A 23,224-nucleotide genomic window follows, 5' to 3' on the forward strand; every position below is an offset into this window, starting at 1 on the left:
AACAGACAAATAAAGCAGAAATTTGCATGATCGGAGTAGAACAGTGAACGCAAAAAGATATGCCATAGCCGGTATTGCATCAGTACTTGCCCACAGCCTATTGCTTTCTGCTATACCAAACAGAATGGTGATGGCGATGCCTGTTGGTACAGAATCTACTAAGGTATCGCTAAATCTAGTTTCAGCTCCCTCACCTCAACCTTCTGAGCCTGACGCCGCTGAAGCGCCCCCACCCGCGCCAGTTGAAGCACCTAAAAAAGTAGTCAAAAAAGAAACGACGGTGAAAAAGCTGGTAAAGACAAAACAACCTGAACCTAAAGCGGAGATCAAGAAGGCCAGCAAGCCTGCTCCCAAAAAGCCCGTTGAGAAAGTGGTTGAGCCAAAAAAGGTTAAAAAAACGGTTGAAGTCAAAAAACCTGAAACAACCGAAGAGATCCCCAAAGCCCCTGATGCTGTACCAGCAGTCAAATCTCAAGCCGCATCGGGTGTTAACAGTGAGCCACAACTTGTCACTACACCGACATTTGCAACTCGTCCTAGTCCAGTGAAATACCCGAGTATTGCCAAGCGACGCGGGCTTGAAGGGCAAGTATTGGTAGAAATTTGGATTGATGAATCCGGTAAACAAGTAAAACAAAACCTTGTTAAATCTTCCGGTACAGAGATCCTTGACGACGCTGCGATAGCGGCAATTAAGCGCTGGCGTTTCTCATCCCATATTGTTGATGGTCAAGCTATTGCCCATCGCGTACAAGTTCCTGTCCGATTCAAGTTGGACTAGCATTTAATTGGATTCACTCATGGAAATGTTTCACTCCCTACAAAATCAATTTGGCCTAATGACGGCACCTTTGCTGATTTGTTCAGCGCTAACATTGATGATCCTTCTTGAGCGCTGCATTCAAGTATTGTTATGTACCGGCGTTGGCAGAGGTAAGATTGACGGACTGCTTGCAAAACAGTGCCGGTCTGACGAATCTGGACTCGACAAATTAGCTTCATCACTAAAAAACCAACGCCCTTTACTGTTTAAAGGTGTGTCCATGCTGATCTCGCATCGCCATTTTTCCAAAGCCTTACGTGAAGATGCCGCAGGGATCTGGCTACAGCAAAAGCGCTCTCAGCTACGTTCCGGCTTGCGCCTTCTAAGCCTTATCGGCGTTATCAGCCCTCTGCTTGGCTTGCTCGGCACTGTTCTTGGCCTAATCGACATGTTCAAGGGTATCGCTATGAGCTCAGGTGCTGTTACCCCCAATGACCTTGCCGATGGTCTTGGGTTGGCAATGCGAACAACGGCTGCAGGCCTAATGATTGCCCTTCCCGCAATTACAGGTTCTCAATTACTAGGCCTTTGGGCTGATAAAGTGACAGCAAAACTTGAGCATAGCCTCAACCATTGCAACCTTTGGCTAGAAGGCCTATCACTCGATCAAAACTGCCAGCCGAAAACAGAAAACACCGGCAATGCAGAGGCGGTAATATGATCCGAACCCACCAAGGCGTGACTGGCGATGACGATCTCAAGCCCGATCTTACTCCTTTACTCGATATCATTTTTATCGTCATGGTTTTTCTACTATTGACTGCCAGCGTAAAACTGCAATCTCTCGAGGTGGAATTACCCCAGACAGAAACACAGGCCCTACAAGAAACAGAATCAGATCCGATTACTGTCAACATTACCTCTACGGAACCTTATTGGGCACTACAAGGTAATGAAATTGACAGTTGGGACGCCTTCAAGGCCGCACTCACTAAAGAAGTCAAAGCCAACCCAGGCAAGCCCGTCATTATCGGTGCTGACAAGGCGGGGTCGGTCGAAAATATGCTAAAACTCCTCGCTTTTCTTCAGCAGAATGAAATCAAGGCGACACAGTTATTAATGGAAGAGGATAAATCATGAAGCGTATAGCTCTGGCTACCACATTACTTCTTGCTGCACATTCATCATATGCCAGCGAACGCATCATCAGTGCAGGAGCTGCAATTACTGAAATCATCAATGCGATAGGTGCACAAGAACAACTCGTTGCCGTTGATGTCACCAGCAAAAATCTTGTGAATGAAGAGATGCCGGTATTGGGTTATCACCGCCAACTATCTGCTGAAAGCTTAATCGCTCTCACTCCTACCCGGTTGCTGGGATCCAATGAAATGGGACCAAAAACAACATTGGATCTGATTCAGCAGGCAGGTATCGAGGTTGATGTGGTTAATTCAGGCGAAACCGTCAATGATCTACTCGTCCGTATTGAACAAGTCGGTAAACTGACTAACACAGTAGAGGAAGCTCATACCCTGCAATCCCGAGTTGAAGAGACTGTAGATTCGATCAAGCAAACACTTGCCCATCAAACCGGTAAGAAAAAAGTCTTATTCCTGATGATCCATGAAGGTCGTCCTGCCAATGTCGCAGGCCGTAATACCACCGCAGATAGCGTGATCCGCCTTGCGGGCGCCATCAATCCAGCAGCCAGCGCCGTTGAATCCTACAAACCGATTTCTCTTGAAGCCATGGTACAGATGCAGCCTGATATTATCTTACTCAGCTCACACACCCTAAGTCGAATAGGCACGCCTGCTGACCTATTGAAGAGCATGCCTTTGCTCGCGGCAACACCAGCAGGTCAAAACCAAGCCGTTGTGACGATTGATGGTACCGCACTAATTGGCGGCCTGGGCTTAAAGAGTCTCAGCGAAGCTGAACGTCTAAACCAAGTGTTCTACCAACAATAACGGTTAACCGTTCATTAAAGCAGTATATCTATGATGCAGTTACAACGAATCCCCACCAATATTGTCTTTCCTGTTGGTATCACTTTGCTGGTATTGGCTGTTACATCATCTATCGCTGTAGGGCCGATGAATATCAGCTTTGCTGATAGTTTCAAAGCACTGTTGCCATTTCCGCAGGGTTTGCCGGCCCATATCGAAATTGTCATCCACCAAATCCGTCTTCCACGGACACTACTGGGCATGGCCATCGGTGCCATTTTGGCGCTGTGCGGTGCCGTCATGCAGGGTCTGTTCCGAAACCCGCTAGCCGATCCTGGTATCATTGGAGTATCTGGTGGTGCAAGTTTGGGGGCTGCACTTTCAATCGTTATCTTCGCTCCGTTAGCCGCCAACTTTCCATTATTGCTAACATTGGGCACCGTTCCTGTGTTCGCCTTCATTGGTGGCGCAGTTAGTACATTTGTGGTGTATCAGCTTGGCACTGACAAAAATGGCACCTCGGTGACCATTATGCTGTTGGCTGGTGTGGCAATTGGTGCCCTTTCTGGCGCAGCGTTGGGCTTGATGAACTACTATGCCGATGACCAAGCACTTCGTGATCTATCATTGTGGACGATGGGCTCATTAGCCGGGGCAACATGGCCGGGGATTGGCCTTGCCTACATCACTTTGCTTAGCCTGCTGTTGTCTTTTGACCGCAACGCCAACGCACTCAATGCCTTCTTGCTCGGCGAGGCAGAAGCCAAGCACCTTGGCGTCAACGTGCAGCGCCTAAAGCGTATGTTGATTTTGCTGTGTGCGGCAGGTGTTGGCATTGCCGTATCGCTAACCGGTGTAATTGGCTTTGTCGGACTTATCGTTCCACATATTGGCCGTATGATCTCCGGTCCTAACCATAAAACCCTGCTACCACTTTCAGCTTTGCTAGGTGCTTTGATCCTTCTGGTTGCCGATATGCTTGCCCGTGTCGTTGCCGCACCCGCTGAGTTGCCGGTAGGTATTATTACGGCCTTACTCGGTGCCCCATTCTTCATTTACCTACTCGTTAAACAAAAAGGTAAGCTGTCATGAGCCACCAAACAAGTACATCTTTGCAAACTGGAGTAAACACTGAGTCCAACATCGCAATCGAAGCCGAAAGCTTATCACTAAGCCTTGGAGGAAAAACGCTGCTGGATGATTTCTCACTACAAATTAAAAGCGGACAACTGACAGCATTACTGGGTCCAAACGGTGCAGGCAAGAGTACCTTGTTGAAAGTGCTTTGCGGAGAAGTCGAGGCCGAAGGTAAGGTTAATATTTTTGGCTGTCCGCGTCATGAGTGGCCGACAAAGCAACTCGCTTGCCACCTTGGTGTTCTTCCTCAACACAGTTCGCTGAGTTTTGCCTTCACAGCCAAAGAAGTGGTAGAACTTGGCGCCTTACCGCTCGAACTCCCCAATGTCCAAGCACAGCAAGTTGCCCATGAGAAAATGGCAATGGTGGGTGTCACCGATCTCGCTCCTCGCCTCTATCCCACTATGTCCGGTGGTGAAAAGCAGCGAGTTCACTTTGCCAGGGTACTCACTCAGTTAAGCCAAGCAGGTAAGCAGTGCATATTGATGTTAGATGAACCCACCTCAGCTCTCGATTTAGCCCACCAGCACAACGCATTGATTGTCGCCAAGCAAATGGCAAGAGCCGGAGCAGCAGTGATCATTGTGATCCACGATCTTAATTTAGCCGCCCAATACGCAGACAGGTTAGTTATCATTAACCACGGTAAAATCCAGGCGGACGGAACCCCAGAACAAGCTCTGACTGCAGATATCATTAAGTCTGTATATGGTTGGCCGGTATGCATCACTCAGCACCCTATCGATGGCTATCCTATTGTGTTAGCGGCAGCTGCTTAGTCTAGTATTTGGTTGATTTGCAGACAACCATCTGAATTTATTCAATATACAGTACTTTAAACAGGGCCAATTTTTGGCCCTGTTGTCGTTTAGGCAAGCAAAATAGCGTAGCCAACTCACGAAATTTGCAATTTGAGATAACAAGCATTGCACTCTCGGCCACACTAAGTAAAATGTGAACGCAAGCGATTAAACAATGCAACACATGCGATATGGCATGTAAAGCATACAGCATAATTAAAGAAACGAAGCCGCCCATTCGTGATGCGGCCTTTTGCCGTTTCTGCTGATTGTACCCAACAGAACAATGAACTACTCGTAGAGTTGATGGTGAACTAGTTTATTGTTCTGTTGAGTAAAGTATTAATTTACAAGGTTCTCTGACCTTTATTATTAGAAGAATAACTATGGCAACGATTAAAGATGTTGCACGTATGGCTGGTGTATCAACAACCACCGTCTCTCACGTGATTAACAAAACGCGCTTCGTCGCAGAAGCAACCCAAAAGAAAGTGCTGGCCGCTGTTGAAGATTTGAATTACGCGCCAAGCGCCGTAGCGCGAAGCCTAAAGTGCAACACCACAAAAACTATCGGTATGTTGGTAACAAAGTCTACCAACCCGTTTTTTGCTGAAGTCGTCCACGGGGTTGAAGAGTTCTGTTACGGTGCTGGTTATACCCTTATCTTGTGTAATACCGAGGGTAACCTTACAAAACAGCGTGATTACCTGCGTATGCTGGCCGAAAAGCGAGTCGATGGCCTGCTGGTGATGTGTTCTGACCTTGATGAACAACTACTGGAACTGCTTGAGCGCCAGAAAGACACCCCTATGGTGATCATGGATTGGGGCCCAGAAAGCCCGCATACCGATCAAATTCAAGATAACGCCGAACTTGGCGGTTATGTTGCCACTAAGTTCTTTATTGAACATGGCCATAAAGCCGTCGGTTGCCTTACCGGCCACAGCGAAAAATCCGCATGTCGTGAACGCCTACAGGGTTTCCGCAAAGCGATGGGTGAAGCGGATTTAAACGTCAATGAAGATTGGATTCTTGAAGGTGACTTCGAGTGTGAATCTGCGGTTGCTGCTGCCAATAAATTCATCGCGATGAAAGAGCGCCCTACCGCGATTTTCTGCTTCAATGACATCATGGCAATGGCGATGATCAGTACCTTCCAACAAGCAGGCATCAACGTGCCGGAAGATATCTCTATCATCGGCTATGACAACATCGATTTGGCACCGTACTTCTCGCCTCCACTAACGACAATTCACCAACCGAAGCGTCGCCTAGGCAAGAGTGCAGTAGAAATCCTAATGCACCGCGTGAAAGACAAAGAACACGCGACTCAGGTCTTTGAAATGGTGCCTGAATTGGTGATCCGAAACTCGGTAAAAAACTTAACTAAGTAGCCGGCAGCGTTTACTTTTCTAAAATTTAAACGGAGGCCTTCGCCTCCGTTTTTTATTTCGATGAACTCGCGCACCACCAATCATTTTGAGACAAAAACATTCATCTTAAAGCAAAAGAATACAGCAATTTATGGAATCAACATCACATTTCCAAAGTTGCGATCAAGTTCAAAAATATCATCTGAGATATTCTTAAATTGTCACGAACAAGGCAAACCTACCGAAAGGTAGGGACGCAAAGCTTCCGGCCTAAGAGTCGTCGGGTTTTTTAAACTCAGTCAACTTATGGTAGCGGGGTTGCCGATGGATATAGCAACCAATGTCTGGAAAATCTTACTTTTTCCTGACAGTGTAATGTATTGATATTTGCTATTCTTGAATCCTCGCTCTGTTGTTAGGTGACCCTAGAATTTTTCACCGAGAAGAAGCATGGACAAACCAATTTTAAAAGAATCTTTACGCCTATTTAATTGTTTCAATAACGTTAAATCTCGTTCTATGTTTGGCGGCTTTGGAATTTTCGCGGGTGAAACAATGTTTGCACTCGTGGTGAATGACAAACTTCATCTTCGCGCCAACGCAAAAAACGAACAAGATTTTAAAAAGGCAGGGCTTAAGCCATATATATATAAAAAGCGCGGCTTTCCAGTTGTAACAAAACATTACGCTATTCCAGAGGAATGGTGGAGTGAAGCTGGTAAAATTATCGAACAAGCAACTCGCTCTCTTGATGCCGCTAAAGTTGATAAAGAAACCAAAGAGAAAGCATCACCAGATCGTATAAAAGACCTGCCTAACCTTCGCCTGGCGAATGAAAGAATGCTAAAGAAGGCGGGAATTTGTACTGTTGACGAATTATTGGAAGCTGGCTCTATCAATGCCTTTAAAGCATTGCAAAACAGTCATCAAGGCACCGTTACTATTGAGTTACTGTGGGCGCTTGAAGGGGCAATCAGCGGCCAACACTGGTCGGTAATTCCCAAAGATCGCCGTTCAGAGTTGCTAGCAAAATTAAGCTAGCACAACAAATTTCATATATAAAAGGAGATCGTTAAGGTCTCTTTTTTGTATTTATTGCACCAATGATACGTGTCAATAATCAACCATTCTAGTGACAGCTTTTTGTCAATTTTAGTGAAAAATTGAATCGCCTCACAATGCTGTTTATAAATCACTCAACACCCTTTTATTGCACAGTGACACTAGTAAAATAAGTGCCAAGTTAATTCCGGGGGTTATTATGAACTGTTCCAAACCTTTTCCAGGACAAAGTGATCAGATGTTCAAGGATAAGTTTGGCAAGTGGCCGCGAATTATGCGCTTACTTGTTTTGTTCAGCCTACTTCCTCCTCTACTGGCTTTTATTCTGGTACAGAATAACATCACCACCTATCAATCACTTCACCCCTTACTGGTATCCATTGCTAGCCTAAACGCCATCCTGTTGTTCTGGGGGCTATTGTTAAAAATCAGAGCACGCAAGTATTGGTATCGCAATTACCACATTGGCAAAACCATGCTTCTTGCTTTCGTCCCACTGATTGCATGCAGCTATGTTGTGTTGACTGAACTGTCTACAGACAAGGTTATAACCCAGTCCAAACCTCAAGTTGTTCAAATATCAGTCAACTAAACACTCTTTTCTGCGATCACGTGAAATAAATTGCTTCCTTGTAGGGTCTTTGTCTCATAACTATCTGATAATTTCAGTAATAATTACTGTCGCCAGCCAGATAAGCTCACAGTAGCATATTGAAGACACAAGGGGTCACCGTGCGCATTTCCGCCAAAGAAAACTATTCACTATTGATCAAGCCACTACTATGGCTACAAAAACGCCACTACGGCAAGATTCTCAACCCAGCCAAGCTATGGGGACGTCGCCCTACCTTGTTTTGGCTCGTCGCCGGATTTTTCGGCTATCTGGATCGTAGTTCCTCCCCGTTAAGCCCGGTTGTTCGTTCATTAGTCTGTGTCAGGGTGTCACAGTTAAACGACTGTGCTTTCTGTGTTGATGCTAATGGAATGAAACTTGCCGAACGCTGTCATTCAGTCGAAAAAATCAAAGCCCTTGCCAGCTGGCAAGACAGTGATCTTTTTGATGAGCAAGAACGTGCGGTGCTGAGCTATACAGAAGCGATGACGATTACCGGTCAGCGTGTCACAGATGAAATGCTTACAACGCTAAAACAATGGTTTGATGAAGATGCTATTGTTGACTTAACCGCTTTGGTTGCGTTCCAAAATTTATCGGCAAAATTTAACACTGCACTCGATGTACCAGAGCAAGGCTTCTGTTCATTGCCAATCCAACCTGGTGAACAGCAACCTTCTAATGCCCCTAAGCAAACGGACAAATAACAGGAGCTAACTATGGACAGAAAAAAACTGCTGGTGATCAGTATCGTTGTTTCCTTGATTGCAGTATGGTTCGCATTCGATCTTGGTCAGTACTTCACCCTTGAACAAGCAAAAGCACAGCAACTGGCCCTGACAGATACCATCCATGCTAAGCCATTTGTATCAAGCCTGATCTATTTCGTCCTGTATATCGCGGTGACGGCCCTATCATTACCAGGTGCCGCTATCATGACTCTTTTGGGGGCTGCGCTGTTCGGTTTCTGGTGGAGCTTGCTGCTGATCTCTTTTGCCAGCACTATCGGAGCAACCCTCGCCTTCTTATTTAGTCGCTATATCTTACGTGACTGGGTGCAAGCTAAATTCGGCTACCGCCTGTCAGCCATTAACCGCGGGGTCGAAAAAGACGGTGCGTTTTACCTGTTTACTCTCCGATTGATCCCGGTGTTCCCGTTTTTCATCATAAACTTACTTATGGGTCTGACACCTATATCAACACGCATGTTCTACCTTGTCAGCCAGTTGGGTATGCTCGCTGGTACTGCCGTTTACATTAATGCAGGTACTCAGCTTGGTCAGATTGACAGCCTAAGCGGTATTATCTCAGCACCTGTTCTTGTTTCGTTAGCGTTACTGGGTATTTTCCCGCTGATGGCCAAAGCGGTCATGCAGATCGTTAACAAGCGTCGAGTTTACGCTGAATGGGAAAAGCCAAGCCACTTTGATCAAAACATGGTAGTGATCGGCGCTGGAGCGGGCGGTTTGGTTAGCGCTTACATCGCAGCAGCCGTCAAAGCGAAAGTTACGCTTATCGAGCGACATAAAATGGGCGGTGACTGCCTTAACACCGGTTGTGTTCCTTCCAAAGCAATTATTCGCGCAGCCCATACCATGGCAGAAATCACTCGCGCCAATGAATTTGGTATAGAGACTAGTGAAGCCAAGGTCGATTTTGCCAAGGTGATGGCTCGCGTCCACAACGTGATAGGTAAGATCGAGCCTCATGACAGCGTGGAGCGTTACAGCAAACTGGGCGTAAACTGTATCTCGGGTGAAGCCACTATTCTGTCGCCATGGGAAGTAGAAGTGAATGGCCAGCGTATGACCACCCGTAATATCGTGATTGCAACTGGAGCTCGACCGCTCGTACCGGGGATCCCGGGCCTAGATAAGGTCAATTACCTTACTTCTGACTCTATTTGGTCTTTGACCGAGCAGCCTAAACGCTTGCTGGTGTTAGGAGGCGGTCCAATTGGCTGTGAGCTTGCTCAAAGCTTCCAGCGCCTTGGTAGCGATGTCACCCTTATCGAAATGGCAGAACAACTGTTAATCCGTGAGGACAGTGATGCAGCGACACTGGTTAAATCAAGCCTTGAGAAAGATGGCGTAGACATTAAAACAGGTCATAAAGCGGTTAAATTCAACATTCATACCGATGAAAATGGCCAGCAACAGCAATCAGTTTTACTTGAAACAGTTGGCGGTGAATCACAGACCATTGAATTCGATGCCGTAATGCTTGCTCTTGGCCGAATCGCCAATGTCCAGGGTTTCGGTTTGGAAAAACTGGGGATCACCACCTCTGAGCGCGGAACCGTTGAGGTCAATGACTATCTACAAACCAAATACCCCAATATCTTTGCTGTTGGTGATGTCGCAGGGCCATTCCAGTTAACCCATGCTGCCGCTCACCAAGCTTGGTATGCCGCCGTGAATGGCCTCTTTGGCCAATTCAAGAAATTCAAAGCCGATTACTCGGTATTGCCAGCGGCGACCTATACATCACCAGAAGTGGCTCGTGTTGGCATCAATGAAAAAGAAGCCAAGCAACAAGGTATTGATTTTGATATCGTTACCTATGGGATTGACGACTTGGATCGTGCCATTACCGATGGCGAGGACCATGGTTTCATCAAGGTGATCACACCTAAAGGTAAAGACAAGATCCTTGGCGCAACGGTAGTTGGCAACAATGCCGGTGAATTACTCGCCGAGTTTACGCTGGCGATGCGCCACGGCTTGGGGCTCAACAAAATCTTGGGGACAGTCCACCCTTACCCAACCATGAGCGAAGCGGCAAAATATACCGCCGGAGTCTGGAAGCAAGCCAATGCACCGCAAGGACTACTGACTCTGGTTGAGAAATACCATCGCTGGATGCGCAAAGACGAGCAGGTAGCAACCGACCAGCAGAATGAATTTACAACGGCCAGTCCTCAAGTAGACGTTGTTGAAACACCACCAAAGCGCGGCAATGAAGGTGCGCTAAGCGAAAAATAGGGATGGAAACAAGAATCATGAAAAAAACACTCCTGGGGCTGGCGCTTGCGCTGGCCTCTGGCCTTAGCACGGCACAAGCGGCTCCCGCTCCCCAACCGAATTGGGATGAAGTAGTCAAACAGGCTGATGGACAAACGGTCTATTTTAATGCCTGGGGTGGCAGCCAAGAGATCAATGACTACCTACGTTGGGCTGGCCGTCAATTACAGGCGCAATATGGGGTCAGTTTAAAACATGTCAAAGTCGCTGATATCGCCGAAACAACCCAGCGCTTGTTAGCCGAAAAAGCTGCCGGTAAAAATGAAGGTGGCAGCGTTGATCTGGTTTGGATTAACGGTGAAAACTTCCGTTCCATGAAGCACAGCAACCTTCTTTACGGCCCGTTTACCCAGCAGCTGCCAAATTGGCAATATGTTGATACCCGCTTGCCTATTGATGAAGACTTCACTGAACCAACCGCTGGGCTAGAAGCCCCATGGGGCGTTGGACAGCTGGTTTTTATCCATGATAAAGAAACGCTAAACAACCCGCCGAAAAACTTCTCGGAATTGCTCAGTTTGGCCAAAGCGTTTCCGGGCAAGATCAGCTACCCGCAACCACCGGAATTCCATGGCAGCAGCTTTTTGAAAGCCGCTCTGTTGGAGCTGACCAATGACTCAGATTCGCTTTACACAGCCATAGACAGCCAAACTGATCGACAGCGATTTGAACAGGTTACCGCACCACTATGGCAATACCTTGACCAGCTCCACCCTGTCGCATGGCAACAAGGGAAGCGTTTCCCATCGGGGACAAGTGAAACTATTCAACTGCTGGATGATCAGCAGCTTCTATTAGCTATCACCTTCAATCCCAATGCAGCTAATGCGGCGATTGAAAACGGAAATTTAGTAGAAACAGCACAAACTTATGCCTTTGAGCAAGGTGCACTGTCTAACATTCACTTCTTGGCCGTTCCCTGGAACGCACAAGCAAAAGCGGGCGCCTTAGTTACCATCAACTTCTTGATGAGCCCAAAAGCGCAAGCACGCAAAGCTGATGCCAAAATCTGGGGTGATCCATCGGTTCTAAAACAAGAGTCACTGACAAACAGTGGTGCCCAAGGTTTTTCACTGTTTAAATCTATTCCTGAGCCACATCCAAGCTGGTTAACCGCCATCGAGTTGGAATGGCAAAAACGTTACGGCAGCTAAAATTAAAAGGCTAGACCTGAAGGGTGGGAGCTAACTCCCACCCAACGAGTAATTTATGATTCATCTTTTTTTTATTGTTACAGTCCTTCTTTGTTTCTTGCCTTTATTACCGGGCATCATAGGGCTGATCCTCCCATCTCTCTCTTGGCTCCCTACGCTGGGCTTTGAAAGCGTCAACTTGAATGCGTTTGCCGAGGTGTTAACATGGCCTAATCTCACTACGTCTATTGGCCTCAGCCTGTTTTCTGGGCTAGGCAGTACCGCACTTGCCCTGTATTTCACCTACATCATCCTTAAACAGTATTGGGGAACCACCCGCTGGCAGAAATTAGAACGAACACTCTCACCAATGCTTGCCATGCCGCATGTTGCCTTTGCTATTGGCTTTGCTTTACTGTTTTCGCCTACAGGTTGGATTTTTAGGCTGTTTGAAGCCCTGGGGATAGCAGATACGGCCGCAATAGCACTCATCCAAGGCAACCTCATTCAGGATAACTATGGGCTCGGCCTAATGCTGGCTTTAGCCATCAAAGAGACCCCATTTCTGCTGATTATGAGTATTCCGATCCTCAAGCAGCTCAACATGACACAGCTTAGCGCGATGTCAGCCAGTCTGGGTTACAGCAAGTCAGAAACTTGGCGAAAAGTTATTCTACCGCAATGGCTTCCCAAGCTACGGTTATCCCTATTTGCCGTTGCCGCATATGGCTTGTCTGTCGTGGACATCGCATTAATCTTGGGGCCAACACGCCCTGCTACCCTGTCGGTTCTGGTATGGCAATGGTTTAACGAACCCGATCTGCACCAGCTCCCTCGTGCAGCAGCTGGTGCTTGTCTGCTTGTTATGCTCACAGCAACAGGTCTTGGCTTTATTCGTGCTACCGAATGGTTTTGCCTGCGCTATAAGCGAAATTGGCTGACTCAAGGGGCAACACCGTCTCAGCAAGTCGCGAAAAAGCCCCCCCGTCATTTAGCCTTGTATAGCCCGTTTATTGTGATCCCGGTGCTGATCATCCCATTATTGGTTGTCTGGTCTTTTGCCCAACGATGGCGCTTTCCAGACTTACTCCCAAGCCGCTATAGCGGCCGATTTTGGCAGCAAGAGCTCCCGACATTGGCCGATCTCATGGGAACCAGCCTACTGCTGGCGATGATCTCCAGCATCGTGGCGTTGATCTTGGTGATCGCATGCCTTGAATACCGCCAGAAATACCAGAGGGCCATCCCTGCTTGGCTGATCGCTATTCCACTCGTCACACCTCAGCTATCTTTGCTGTTTGGGATCCAGATAGTCACTTACTTGATTCCCGGCCAGCACTATTCGCTTTGGGTGAGCTGGAGTCACCTCATTTTTGTTTTTCCATACATGTACTTGGCGCTGGATGGTGCATGGCGTAGCTATGACATTCGCCTTGATCAATGCAGCCGGAGTTTAGGGCTAACCGCATGGCAGACCTGGTGGCGTGTTAAACGCCCGCAAGTCCAACCAGCCATTATCTTTGGCCTTGCCATTGGGTTCAGTGTTAGCCTCGCCCAGTACTTACCCACGCAGATGCTCGGGGCTGGCAGGATCAGCACCGTAACGACCGAAGCCGTGGCCCTTGCCAGTGGTCAAGATCGCAGGGTGATGGCAATTTATGGCCTACTTCAAGGCGTTCTGCCCTTTGTTTTCTTTACTCTCGCGATAGTGGCTAATCGCCTGATTTATCGTTGGCGTCACTATCGTCAACATTCTCGACAAACACCTTCTATACCCAATAAATCAAAGGAGTACACTCACGGATGACATTATCTGTGAAAAATATCGCAATCCGTCATGGTGACACTCCCCTTTTTTCACCTGTTAGTTTTGACGTTTGCCCTGGTGAAGTTTTCACCTTAATGGGCCCAAGCGGTTGCGGGAAATCAACCTTACTCAGTGCTATTGCCGGACACCTCGTCAGTGACTTCTCCTTATCCGGCGATGTGGCACTCAACGAGCGTAGCGTGATGGCGCTGGCCCCAGATCAACGCAAGATAGGTTTACTATTTCAAGATGATTTGCTTTTTCCACACCTAAGCGTGTTAGAAAACCTCATGTTCGGTATTCCCCGCTATTACCGTGGCAAGGAGCGAGTTGAACGGGCCGAATCAACGCTAACAACCATTGGCTTATCTCAATTGGCCAATAAGCAACCCAGTGAAATTTCTGGCGGACAACGTGCAAGGATCAGCTTGATGCGGATGCTTCTCTCAGAGCCTCAGGCCGTTCTGCTCGACGAACCATTCAGTAAGCTAGATAAAGCGTTGCGAAATGAGTTCAGGCAGCTTGTCTTTGATCAAATCAACAGCCGCCAGATCCCTGCGATCATGGTCACCCATGATCATGATGATATCCCACCACAAGGCCGTGTCTTAAATTGGCCATGGACAACCGCTGATCAGGAACAACAAACATGCTAGATAGATACGCGATCAAGGTGATCCGCTGGCCATTAACCACTTTCTCTGCACTACCGGACAAACTCGGCATTACGGCAAACCAAGTGACATTAACCGGTTTTGTGATCGGTTTATTCGCCCTACCCGCTTTGGCTTTGGAAGCCTACAGTTGGGCATTAGGCTTTATTGTCATCAATCGTATCTTCGACGGACTTGATGGAGCAATCGCCCGCCGCCAAGGTATTACCGATTGCGGTGGTTTTCTCGATATCACCTTGGACTTTCTGTTTTATTCCATGGTGCCCTTCGGCTTTGTATTGGCGAACCCTGATGCCAATGCGGTAGCTGGTGCTTTCCTTATTTTCTCTTTTATCGGCACCGGCTCGAGCTTTCTTAGCTTTGCTATCATGGCTGGTAAGCGCAACATCGAAAGTCCAGTCTATAAGCAGAAATCGCTGTACTATATTGGCGGTCTGACTGAAGGTACCGAAACCATTACCTGCTTTGTACTGTTCTGCCTATTCCCTGCCCACTTCGCTTTGATTGCCTGGATATTCGGTACACTGTGCTGGATTACTACCGTGACCCGTATTTGGGCTGGGTATCAAACCCTTAAAGAAGCCTAAAACAAGAAGGGCAACCAGACCAACCACATAAACAAAAACAGCTACCCGAAGGTAGCTGTTTCTTTTCTACTGAATTGAAGCTTAGAGAAATTACGCTTGGACTGGTTTTGCATCAACCATATCGTTCTCAACAGCATCTTTGTTGAAACCGTCATGCAAGCGGTAGTAGCGTTGGTAAACGATACCACTTACTGCCATCAATATGGCAGGTAAGCCAAACATCATGAAGTTCAGACCCATAATGGTGTCAGCTGTTTGCTCGACATTTGGTACATAACCAACCACTGACAAGCCCACACCGACGATAAAGCCACCAGCCGCACCGGCGAATTTAACTAGCATTGTCTGCACAGAGAAGATAACACTCTCACTACGGCGACCTGTTTTATACTCACCGTAGTCAACAACATCGGCAAGCATCACTGTTTGTAGTGCGTTAGCAATACCCACACCGAACTTAATTGCCGCACCCGCCAAACCGATAAGTAGCGTACTGCCTGGGAACATGACAGCCATTACAAGCAAAATGATGCAAGATAGAATTGGGAAACCACATGCCATTTTCCACAAGTGCTTACGTGGAAGTTTAGCGGCAATACGAGGGAACAAGAACACACCAGCCACTTCTGCTGCACCCGCTACCATCATATAAACTGGGAACAATTCTGGATTGCCAAGTGCGTACGAGAAGTAGTAGATAGCAAAGCCGCCAACAAGCAGGTTAGCAATCTGGAATGATAGAACAGTACCAATGAGTGCTTTTAGCTGGTCGTTTTTACCAATAATGATAAGTACATCTTTGAAACTGAATTTTTCTGCAGGTTTTGCATTGGCCGGCGCTGCTTTCTCTTTTACGTTACGGGCAATCAAGAAAGCACTCATCACGAACAGTACTGCAATCAGCATCGCCATATTGAAGAAACCATCGCCTTGGTTACCGTCACCCAAGACACCCACAATGTGAAGGCCGTAAGTACCAGTGATAAACCATGCTAGGCTAGCAAATAGACGTGGCCATACAACCAACTTTTCACGTTCTTGGCGCTCGCTCGATAGCGCTGGGATCATTGACCAGTAAGGAATATCCATAATGGTGTATGTGAGGCCCCAAAGAATATATGCTGCTGCGGCATAAAGATATAGAGCAGGACCTTCAAACATGTGAGTGCTGAACAGGCCAACTAACACGATGGCATTAAGCAGCGTACCAATCACAATCCACGGGCGGAATTTACCAAATTTTGAACGGGTGTTATCAACAATCACCCCCATCATTGGGTCAGTGACCGCATCCAGGATACGGGCTGCAAGGAAGATAGTACCCACAAAGGCAGCAGACAACCCTGCAACGTCGGTGAAGTAGAACATCAAGAAAATGTAAATTGGTGCACACGCAAAATCTTTACCTAGTGCACCCAGACCATATGATAATTTGGTTTGTAGTGTAATTTTGTCAGACATTTTTTATCCTTCAATCTGTTCCATACCCCTTCCCTAACTAAAAGGGCACGTACAGAATTCATTATTGTATCTTTATTATTTAAGCTCTGGGCTCAGAAGGTATATTAAGGATCCACAGAAGGATAACTGTGATCTAAACCCCACCCATGGAAACGTTTCCATGAGTTATATGAATAGAACCACAAAATGGGATTTTGATCACTCCACACGTTTATTGAATATTTTTAATGGAATTCTGTATTGTAAGATAGACAATAAAAATGGGGCCTGATTAGGCCCCATTTATTCAATGTAATACGATAATGTGATTATTATTCAGCCGCTAGCCTGATAAGCACTGCACTTTCGGCATCAAGAATAGGCATGGATAAACCGACCTTTTGGCACCATTCACCCGTTAGCACCGTTGGGTGCTTTGTCCAAGTCGGCTGCTGGTTCACCAAGCCTTCATGGAAGTTTTCAGGGTGATCAATCACCGAAATTGTATAGGCTTTATCTCCATCCAAACCCGGGATCCTCAGCACACCACTCAGCGAATTGGTTGGCATCGCAAGTTGTGCCACCATAACCAGTGCTTCATTGCCATCCTCACTGATAACCGCCTTAGCTAATTGGCCGTCATGATCATCAACCGGAATACGCAAAGACTTACCGCTATGAAGCAAAGAGCGATAGGTTTTGTGCAGATCGATATAACGCTCAAAGCCAGCTTTCTCTTCAGCGCCTTCTTTAACTGGATCAAGCTCGATCCCCATATGCCCGAACAAGGCTGTAAGGCCACGGAAACGGATATCATGGGTACGACGAGTGCTATGGCAATGACGGGCACCGATATGGCTTCCCATCACTTCAGGTGGGAAGAAATAGCTAAACCCTCGTTGAATCTGCTGTCGCTCCAAGGCATCGTTGTTATCCGATGTCCAAAAACGGTGTGTGCGCTTAAGTACCTCAAAATCGATTCGGCCACCACCTGCAGCACAAGATTCAATTTCAACCTCAGGATGACGTTCTCGGATCTGCTCTACCAATTCATAATAGCGCGTCACTTGATTATTTCCTGCTGCACGTCCTCGGTGTCCAGGCTGGACAATCTCACGGTTCATATCCCATTTTATGTAAGCGATATTGTAGCGAGACAAGAAGTGATCCAGCCTTTCCAGCAAATAATCAAAGGCATCATCATTCTGTAAGTTAATCGCATACTGATTACGGCCCGTTGGCTGATCATAACCTTCTACAGCCAGCAACCAGTCGGGGTGGCTACGGTACAAGTCTGAGTCCTTGTTAATCATCTCAGGCTCAAACCAAAGCCCAAACTCCATACCTAAGTGGTTCACATGGCTGATGATACCCTCGAGCCCTTCTGGGTATTTTGCTTCATCAAGATACCAATCGCCTAATGCCGCTTTGTCACCATTACGGCCTTTGAACCAACCGTCATCAATAATGAAGCGCTCAACGCCCATCCTGGCTGACTCTGTCGCCATCTCTTTGATATACGAAGGATCGTGGTCGAAGTATATGCCTTCCCAGGTATTAAGGTGGATTGGCCTTGGCTTTTCACTGATTTGTGGCGTAAGAATTGACTCGCGAACATGACCATGGAATTGCTGACTCATGCTATTCAAACCAGCCGCACTGTGTGAGGCATACAGTACTGGTGTTACGAGACTTTCACCTGGCTTCAACGACACCTCACCCGGGAAATATAGCGCCTCAGCCTGCACAACTCGTCGCCCATCGGCTTTAACATCAACCCGCATGCGATGGTTACCACTCCATGCCAAATGGAAGCCCCAGACATCACCATCACACTCTCCAAAACCTTTAGTACCTGCAATCAGTGCAGGATAATGTTCATGGGATGTGCGGCCACGACGGTTTTCTTGCTGATAGCCACCTTGAGATAAGATATGGCGTACTTGCTGAAACTCTTTAACCCAACGACCATAGTAGGTCAGCAGCTCATTGGCCCGCCCAGGAATAGGTAAGGTATTAGCCAGGCGGTTAACCTGATACTCTCCTTCCCCGGTATTAGTTAGTGTTTGCTTAAGTTGGACAACATCATTTTTATCTAACTCAAGATTCACCGTTAGAGCTAGCCCAGCAATAGGATCGTGGCTTTTAACAACCAGGCTACCACTTTCGTGTGAAATAGACTTGATGGTAAATACGGGCGCCCAGTCTTGCCCATTACGGTGACCTTCCAGTGCAGGGCTACCAAATACGCCTCTTGCGAATTCAGGATGCAACGAAACAGGCACATCATTATCTAAGCGGCCGTAAGGGACTGGCCGTTTCATGGCAAGATCTGCACCTTTCGGGTAGCCAGAAATTGACTCCCCCCAGTAGAGCACTTCAGCGATTTCTCCAATCTCAACAATCATTTCAGATTGCTGACCTCTTAGACGAATGATTTGCTTGTCCATTATCATGGTTTCCCGTTAAGCATGAAATTTCATCCGATCATAATGAAATACCCAGCAGATACTGTGAGCCAGCACGCACCATGGAAACGTTTCCAGGCCAAATCGGATAACAATCAGCATTTAAGCAACATAGTGCTTTACCAGAGCAGTTTCAGGCTAAGAAATGGGTATAAAGATAGGATGGAGATGTACGGGATCAAAAGTGACCCCGTCACATTTAGAGTTTAATTGATACCGCATAAGTTGTTAGTACACAGTTTTCGCTTTCTGATCAGTTACTTCTTTCTTCAGTTCATTACACTCAGTAATTAACAGGTGTTTATGAATAAGCTTACCATCAATCACACAGGGGATACTCGGAATCCCCCCAGTACCAGAGCCTCCCCCAGCCTGTACCGAAACACTGAATAACATAATTCCCAGTAAACCAATTAGCTTGTTCATGCTGTGATCCTAAAGAAGTCAAAGGCACCTATAAGAATAGATGTTTTTGGCTAACCAGTGCATACAATGACCTCGCAAAGGTTGGTTATGTGATGCAATGCCATATCTATGCAGCTCCTATTCGATGCCATTAAGTAGATATCCTCATGATAAATTTAATTTATTATTTGAATAATTATTGATAATTTTAATTAATGAAAATCAATACATATACTCTCCCCCATCGAAACAAATCACGTCACAATCATCTGAGTCTGGAGCAAATTATGAAAATGAATCATGTGGGTATCATGGTGGGCGATATGGATAAAGCTGTAGAGTTTTATACCAATGCTCTTGGCCTTAAAGTCGTAATGAACAACACCAAAGTTATTGAAGAACGTGAAAGCGCAATCGGTAGAATGTGCATCGCTGTGTTTGGCGAAGGCTTCAAGGGCTTTAACATTGCTCACCTAGTGACAACAGATGGTATCGGTGTCGAGCTTTTTGAGATGAAAAAACGACAGGAGCGCCACGAGGTTGATTTCTCCCGTCTTGGTATTTTCCACTTCTGCCTTCAGACCGATGATTTCGCTGGTGTAATTGATAAAGTAGAGAAATTCGGTGGTAAAGTACGTATGGACATCATGCGCTACCACCCAGAAGATGATAACAAACCAGCCAAAATGGTTTATCTAGAAGACCCGTTTGGCAACCTATTTGAGCTTTATTCGCACACTTACGAAGAAACTTACGCTTCTGATTACGAGTAAATGTTCACTAAAAGATCGACACAGGATTGGCTCAATACCAATCCTTTTTTCTTTGCATTCAGACACAAGACGACGCCCAGAAAGGATGCAGCTGGAAAAAATCAAAATCGATAAGCAACTCCGACACTAAACTTCCACCCAAGATCATTCTGTACAAGCGGACTATCACTGTCGTGATAATCCAGCTCCAATTTAGACACTCCCAACAGGTGGCGGCTCACATCATATAACCCCGTCACTCCCCCCTTATACACCCATGTATCACCGGATTTAAACTGTTGAAACCCAGAAGCGTTAGACTCTCTTTCAGAAACACTATAGATCTAACCAGAGAGATTGTTATCACGATAATTCACCACTACTATCCCGATCATCGATAAAACCATAATCACTATGATGGAATATATAAGGTTTTATACTGAGTCGACTCCCCTCATCAGAGAAAACAGTCTCCCCCACAGCCAAACCAGCCCCTACAAAACTGAAGATTTTATATTTCTCATGAGAATTAAATACTTCCTCTGAAAAAGCACTTCCAGAAGTTGCTGAAGCAAGCAATACCAAAACACAAAATAGCGATGTTTTATTCATACCATTTCTCCTATATTTAAATAGGAGAAACGTTGACTGTGTCGTTTATTGCATAAAAAACATGAGCTAGAAACCCACCCTCAAGCAATTATTTTCTTTTGTTTAAATATCAATAATTTATCATTATCACCAAAAACACTGAGGAACTGTGCCGCGTCAACAAGTTGACCAATGGCTATCCCTTGTTGAACCATATCTAAGAAGCGACGTTTAAATACCTCCCTCTATAAATACCTTTATCTTTACCGTGCAATTATTGAATGATCACATTTACCATTCAACTTTAGAGACAGCTCTCACACCTTCATCCGTGTTTTGTGCATTATTGTCATTAGATTGATAGTTTCTAATTCGTTTGAAAATTATGTAGGTTGGAAATATGACTTCTGTTGCCTTAGTTGATGACCATATTGTGGTCCGCTCAGGTTTTGCTCAATTGCTGTCTATGGAGCCAGATATCCAAATTCACAGTGAATTCAGTAATGCTCGAGATGCATTTCGAGGACTTTCTGATTCTGATGTCGACGTCGCAGTGATTGATATTTCAATGCCAGATGAAAGTGGTTTGATTTTGCTAGAAAAACTGCGCCAAAAACATCCTCATTTTAAGGCCATCATTCTCAGTATTTATGACTCAGCTTCCTTTGTCAGCAAGGCGATTGAAGCAGGCGCTTATGGCTACCTATCGAAACGCTGTGGTCCTAGCGAGCTAGTAAAAGCGATACGCACCGTCGCTAATGGCGACCGGTACCTTTGCGCTGATGCGCTGGTCAACCTTAGCAATGCGTCGGCAGGGCCCAACGTATTGCAAGATCTGACCAAACGAGAGCGCGAAGTCTTTGATCATCTGATATTGGGTAAGGATGTCAAAGAAATCGGCAGTGAACTGTATATCAGCCATAAAACCATACACGTCCATCGGGCGAATATTCTTAGCAAACTCAATCTTTCCAACAATGTCGATCTTATTCGCTTCGCCCTCCACCATAAATTGCTCACTGATGAGCCGGTATGAATGAAATAACTCGGCAGCGGCACCTGCCACGGCTAATCCTGACCCACGGTTTTACTTATGCTTTCGTCCTGGTCTTGTATACCATCAGCTGGTTTTGCCTTTGGAATATCAGCCGCTACCTAGTGCCCGATCTTCTTTTAGCGGGCCTTTTTCTTCCTACAGGACTCAAGTTAGCTGTCTATGCCCTAAGCCCACGCCGCTATTGGCTTTTATTTACTTTGGCAGAAACAGGGTTGATCGCACTGATGCTTCCCGTTATTAGTGAGAACAGCGTGCTCTATCTACTCATGATGTTTTCCTTATTTTGCCATGGTCTAGCCATTGCCTTTCAGCCCTTATGGCAAAAGCTAGACGTATACTGGAAACAGCTTCTGGCGCTATGCAGCTTTGCGTTTGCTTATTCCGGCATTTGTGGCGTTGCCCTTTTGTTGGTTACCAAACCCATAGGATTTAGCTTTAATTACGCGCTAGAAGGTGCAGTCTCAGCATTCACCGGTGGCCTATTGCTAACCCCTTTTTTCTTTCTGCTTTACGACTATTTACATCGCCAGATATGGCAACCTCTCAGCCCCGAGCTTGTACATCAGGAAGTAACACTTCGCAGCTCTGCGCTTATCTGGTGTTTGGTATTTTTCAGTATTGGGCTCGTTGCAGAGTTAACCTTGCTGGAAGAAATGAAATCTCTTTCGCTACTCTTGTTCTTACTGCCCAATATTTTTATGGCCTATCGATATGGCTGGCAAGGTGGCGTACTAGCAAGCGTCATGAACAGTATTCTTCTTGCTACTGCTCGTCAGATCTCGGGGTCATTTGATACCGACCTTGAATTACAAAGCTTTATCGCCACTCAAGCGCTTATAGGCCTGGGGTTAGGTATTGCCATCAGCCGTCAGTACCTACTTTCTCAGCAACTGAAACAGGCCAATACCGAGTTGCAAAAAGAGCTAATTTTCAAAAAGCAGCTAGCACGCCAGCTAGTCCATGTTGAAGAAGATATTCGCAAATCCGTCGCAAGAGAATTGCACGATGAAATTGGCCAGAACATTACCGCAATTCAAATCCAATCAATGTTGGCCAAGAGGCTAGCTGAAACCGCAGAAGCCGAAAAAATTGCGAATACGACTAACGATCTTGCCATGCGTATTCATTCCTCAACCCGCCAACTATTAAAACAACTTCGTCCACAGGCATTGGATGAAATGGGATTGGAATCAGCCATTCGCCAACTAGCCACTGAGATGCGCTTTCGGGAAAGAAATGTCGATTTTAAGCTTAACTTTGGCATCTTAGCTGAACGCTTAGATGAGGTAACGGCGGTTACCCTTTATCGAGTAATACAAGAGCTACTCAATAATATCTGCAAGCATGCTCATGCTACTGACGTTCAGCTTACATTGGTTCCGGGGAGCCAATTCAGCTTAGAGTTGCGTGATAATGGTGTCGGTCTACCGCAAAACTGGCGGGGAAAGGGGCAAGGATTAAGGGGTATCGAAGAACGAGTACAGGCTCTCGGTGGCCAACTGACGATTCACAGCAGTTCGCTTGGAAGCCGGATAATTGTTAACTTGCCCACAAAACCTGACACCCCCCAATCAAACTAGGAAAATT

At 46.3% G+C, this 23,224-nt stretch carries 23 protein-coding genes and 1 riboswitch; of the genes, 18 read left to right on the forward strand and 5 right to left on the reverse strand.

The genetic code is table 11. From position 1 onward, the window contains the following. Positions 1-43 precede the first annotated feature (43 nt). The 15 genes from ACVA58_RS04880 (at position 44) to ACVA58_RS04950 (ending at position 14,924) form a co-directional block, all read left to right on the forward strand. Positions 44-781, forward strand: a complete 738-nt coding sequence (locus ACVA58_RS04880) for an energy transducer TonB (protein ID WP_446509308.1) — start codon at positions 44-46, stop codon at positions 779-781. 19 nt (positions 782-800) lie between these two features. Beyond that, a complete protein-coding gene (locus tag ACVA58_RS04885) occupies positions 801-1,484 on the forward strand; it encodes a MotA/TolQ/ExbB proton channel family protein (protein WP_446509309.1) in 684 nt (227 codons plus the stop codon). Further along, positions 1,481-1,903: an ExbD/TolR family protein gene (locus ACVA58_RS04890; RefSeq protein WP_446509310.1), complete on the forward strand. Its 423-nt coding sequence runs from the start codon at positions 1,481-1,483 to the stop codon at positions 1,901-1,903. The genes ACVA58_RS04885 and ACVA58_RS04890 overlap by 4 nt, the downstream gene beginning before the upstream one ends. Further along, complete coding sequence (locus ACVA58_RS04895; RefSeq protein WP_446509311.1) at positions 1,900-2,736, forward strand: heme/hemin ABC transporter substrate-binding protein; 837 nt, start codon at positions 1,900-1,902, stop codon at positions 2,734-2,736. The genes ACVA58_RS04890 and ACVA58_RS04895 overlap by 4 nt, the downstream gene beginning before the upstream one ends. Before the next feature lie 33 nt (positions 2,737-2,769). Further along, positions 2,770-3,807: a FecCD family ABC transporter permease gene (locus ACVA58_RS04900; RefSeq protein WP_446509445.1), complete on the forward strand. Its 1,038-nt coding sequence runs from the start codon at positions 2,770-2,772 to the stop codon at positions 3,805-3,807. Further along, positions 3,804-4,631 carry a heme ABC transporter ATP-binding protein gene (locus ACVA58_RS04905; RefSeq protein WP_446509312.1) on the forward strand — a complete coding sequence of 276 codons (828 nt, stop codon included), beginning with the start codon at positions 3,804-3,806 and terminating at the stop codon, positions 4,629-4,631. The genes ACVA58_RS04900 and ACVA58_RS04905 overlap by 4 nt, the downstream gene beginning before the upstream one ends. A gap of 407 nt (positions 4,632-5,038) precedes the next feature. Continuing rightward, positions 5,039-6,046 (forward strand): substrate-binding domain-containing protein, encoded by a 1,008-nt coding sequence (locus ACVA58_RS04910; RefSeq protein ID WP_446509313.1) that lies wholly within the window; start codon positions 5,039-5,041, stop codon positions 6,044-6,046. A 200-nt stretch (positions 6,047-6,246) separates the two neighbouring features. Next, positions 6,247-6,351: riboswitch (cyclic di-GMP riboswitch) on the forward strand. Positions 6,352-6,475: 124 nt separating this feature from the next. Next, entirely contained in the window at positions 6,476-7,066 is a 591-nt protein-coding gene (locus ACVA58_RS04915; RefSeq protein WP_446509314.1) for a TfoX/Sxy family DNA transformation protein, read from the forward strand. A 220-nt stretch (positions 7,067-7,286) separates the two neighbouring features. Then, positions 7,287-7,679, forward strand: coding sequence for a hypothetical protein (locus ACVA58_RS04920; RefSeq protein WP_446509315.1), 393 nt, complete (start codon positions 7,287-7,289; stop codon positions 7,677-7,679). Between the two features lie 140 nt (positions 7,680-7,819). Next, positions 7,820-8,407 carry a carboxymuconolactone decarboxylase family protein gene (locus tag ACVA58_RS04925; RefSeq protein ID WP_446509316.1) on the forward strand — a complete coding sequence of 196 codons (588 nt, stop codon included), beginning with the start codon at positions 7,820-7,822 and terminating at the stop codon, positions 8,405-8,407. 12 nt (positions 8,408-8,419) lie between these two features. Continuing rightward, complete coding sequence (gene lpdA, locus ACVA58_RS04930) at positions 8,420-10,684, forward strand: dihydrolipoyl dehydrogenase (protein ID WP_446509317.1); 2,265 nt, start codon at positions 8,420-8,422, stop codon at positions 10,682-10,684. Positions 10,685-10,701: 17 nt separating this feature from the next. Then, positions 10,702-11,877 (forward strand): ABC transporter substrate-binding protein, encoded by a 1,176-nt coding sequence (locus tag ACVA58_RS04935; protein ID WP_446509318.1) that lies wholly within the window; start codon positions 10,702-10,704, stop codon positions 11,875-11,877. A 55-nt stretch (positions 11,878-11,932) separates the two neighbouring features. Beyond that, on the forward strand, positions 11,933-13,663 hold the full coding sequence (locus ACVA58_RS04940; protein ID WP_446509319.1) for an ABC transporter permease: 1,731 nt from the start codon (positions 11,933-11,935) through the stop codon (positions 13,661-13,663). Beyond that, the gene (locus tag ACVA58_RS04945; protein ID WP_446509320.1) at positions 13,660-14,319 is read left to right on the forward strand and encodes an ATP-binding cassette domain-containing protein; all 660 of its coding nucleotides are present in this window, start codon (positions 13,660-13,662) and stop codon (positions 14,317-14,319) included. Before ACVA58_RS04940 ends, ACVA58_RS04945 begins: the two co-directional genes overlap by 4 nt. Further along, entirely contained in the window at positions 14,313-14,924 is a 612-nt protein-coding gene (locus tag ACVA58_RS04950; protein ID WP_446509321.1) for a CDP-alcohol phosphatidyltransferase family protein, read from the forward strand. The genes ACVA58_RS04945 and ACVA58_RS04950 overlap by 7 nt, the downstream gene beginning before the upstream one ends. Positions 14,925-15,014: 90 nt before the next feature. Here ACVA58_RS04950 and melB read toward each other — a convergent pair whose 3' ends face one another. The 3 genes from melB to ACVA58_RS04965 form a co-directional block, all read right to left on the reverse strand. Beyond that, on the reverse strand, positions 15,015-16,385 hold the full coding sequence (gene melB / locus ACVA58_RS04955) for a melibiose:sodium transporter MelB (protein ID WP_446509322.1): 1,371 nt from the start codon (positions 16,383-16,385) through the stop codon (positions 15,015-15,017). A gap of 311 nt (positions 16,386-16,696) precedes the next feature. Further along, entirely contained in the window at positions 16,697-18,820 is a 2,124-nt protein-coding gene (locus ACVA58_RS04960; protein WP_446509323.1) for an alpha-galactosidase, read from the reverse strand. 240 nt (positions 18,821-19,060) lie between these two features. Further along, positions 19,061-19,258, reverse strand: coding sequence for a hypothetical protein (locus tag ACVA58_RS04965; RefSeq protein ID WP_446509324.1), 198 nt, complete (start codon positions 19,256-19,258; stop codon positions 19,061-19,063). 266 nt (positions 19,259-19,524) lie between these two features. Here ACVA58_RS04965 and ACVA58_RS04970 point away from each other — a divergent pair, with 266 nt between their 5' ends. Then, on the forward strand, positions 19,525-20,010 hold the full coding sequence (locus ACVA58_RS04970) for a VOC family protein (protein WP_446509325.1): 486 nt from the start codon (positions 19,525-19,527) through the stop codon (positions 20,008-20,010). Between the two features lie 101 nt (positions 20,011-20,111). Here ACVA58_RS04970 and ACVA58_RS04975 read toward each other — a convergent pair whose 3' ends face one another. Together ACVA58_RS04975 and ACVA58_RS04980 are read right to left on the reverse strand one after the other, a co-directional pair. Continuing rightward, on the reverse strand, positions 20,112-20,333 hold the full coding sequence (locus ACVA58_RS04975) for a MipA/OmpV family protein (RefSeq protein WP_446509446.1): 222 nt from the start codon (positions 20,331-20,333) through the stop codon (positions 20,112-20,114). Positions 20,334-20,352: 19 nt separating this feature from the next. After that, positions 20,353-20,601, reverse strand: a complete 249-nt coding sequence (locus ACVA58_RS04980; RefSeq protein WP_446509326.1) for a hypothetical protein — start codon at positions 20,599-20,601, stop codon at positions 20,353-20,355. 379 nt (positions 20,602-20,980) lie between these two features. On the opposite strand from ACVA58_RS04980, the gene ACVA58_RS04985 reads away from it, so the two are divergent. Beyond that, positions 20,981-21,616, forward strand: coding sequence for a response regulator (locus ACVA58_RS04985; RefSeq protein WP_446509327.1), 636 nt, complete (start codon positions 20,981-20,983; stop codon positions 21,614-21,616). Next, positions 21,613-23,217, forward strand: coding sequence for an MASE1 domain-containing sensor histidine kinase (locus tag ACVA58_RS04990; protein WP_446509328.1), 1,605 nt, complete (start codon positions 21,613-21,615; stop codon positions 23,215-23,217). The genes ACVA58_RS04985 and ACVA58_RS04990 overlap by 4 nt, the downstream gene beginning before the upstream one ends. Positions 23,218-23,224: the final 7 nt, after the last annotated feature.

It is taken from the genome of Photobacterium sp. DNB22_13_2, assembly GCF_052873915.1.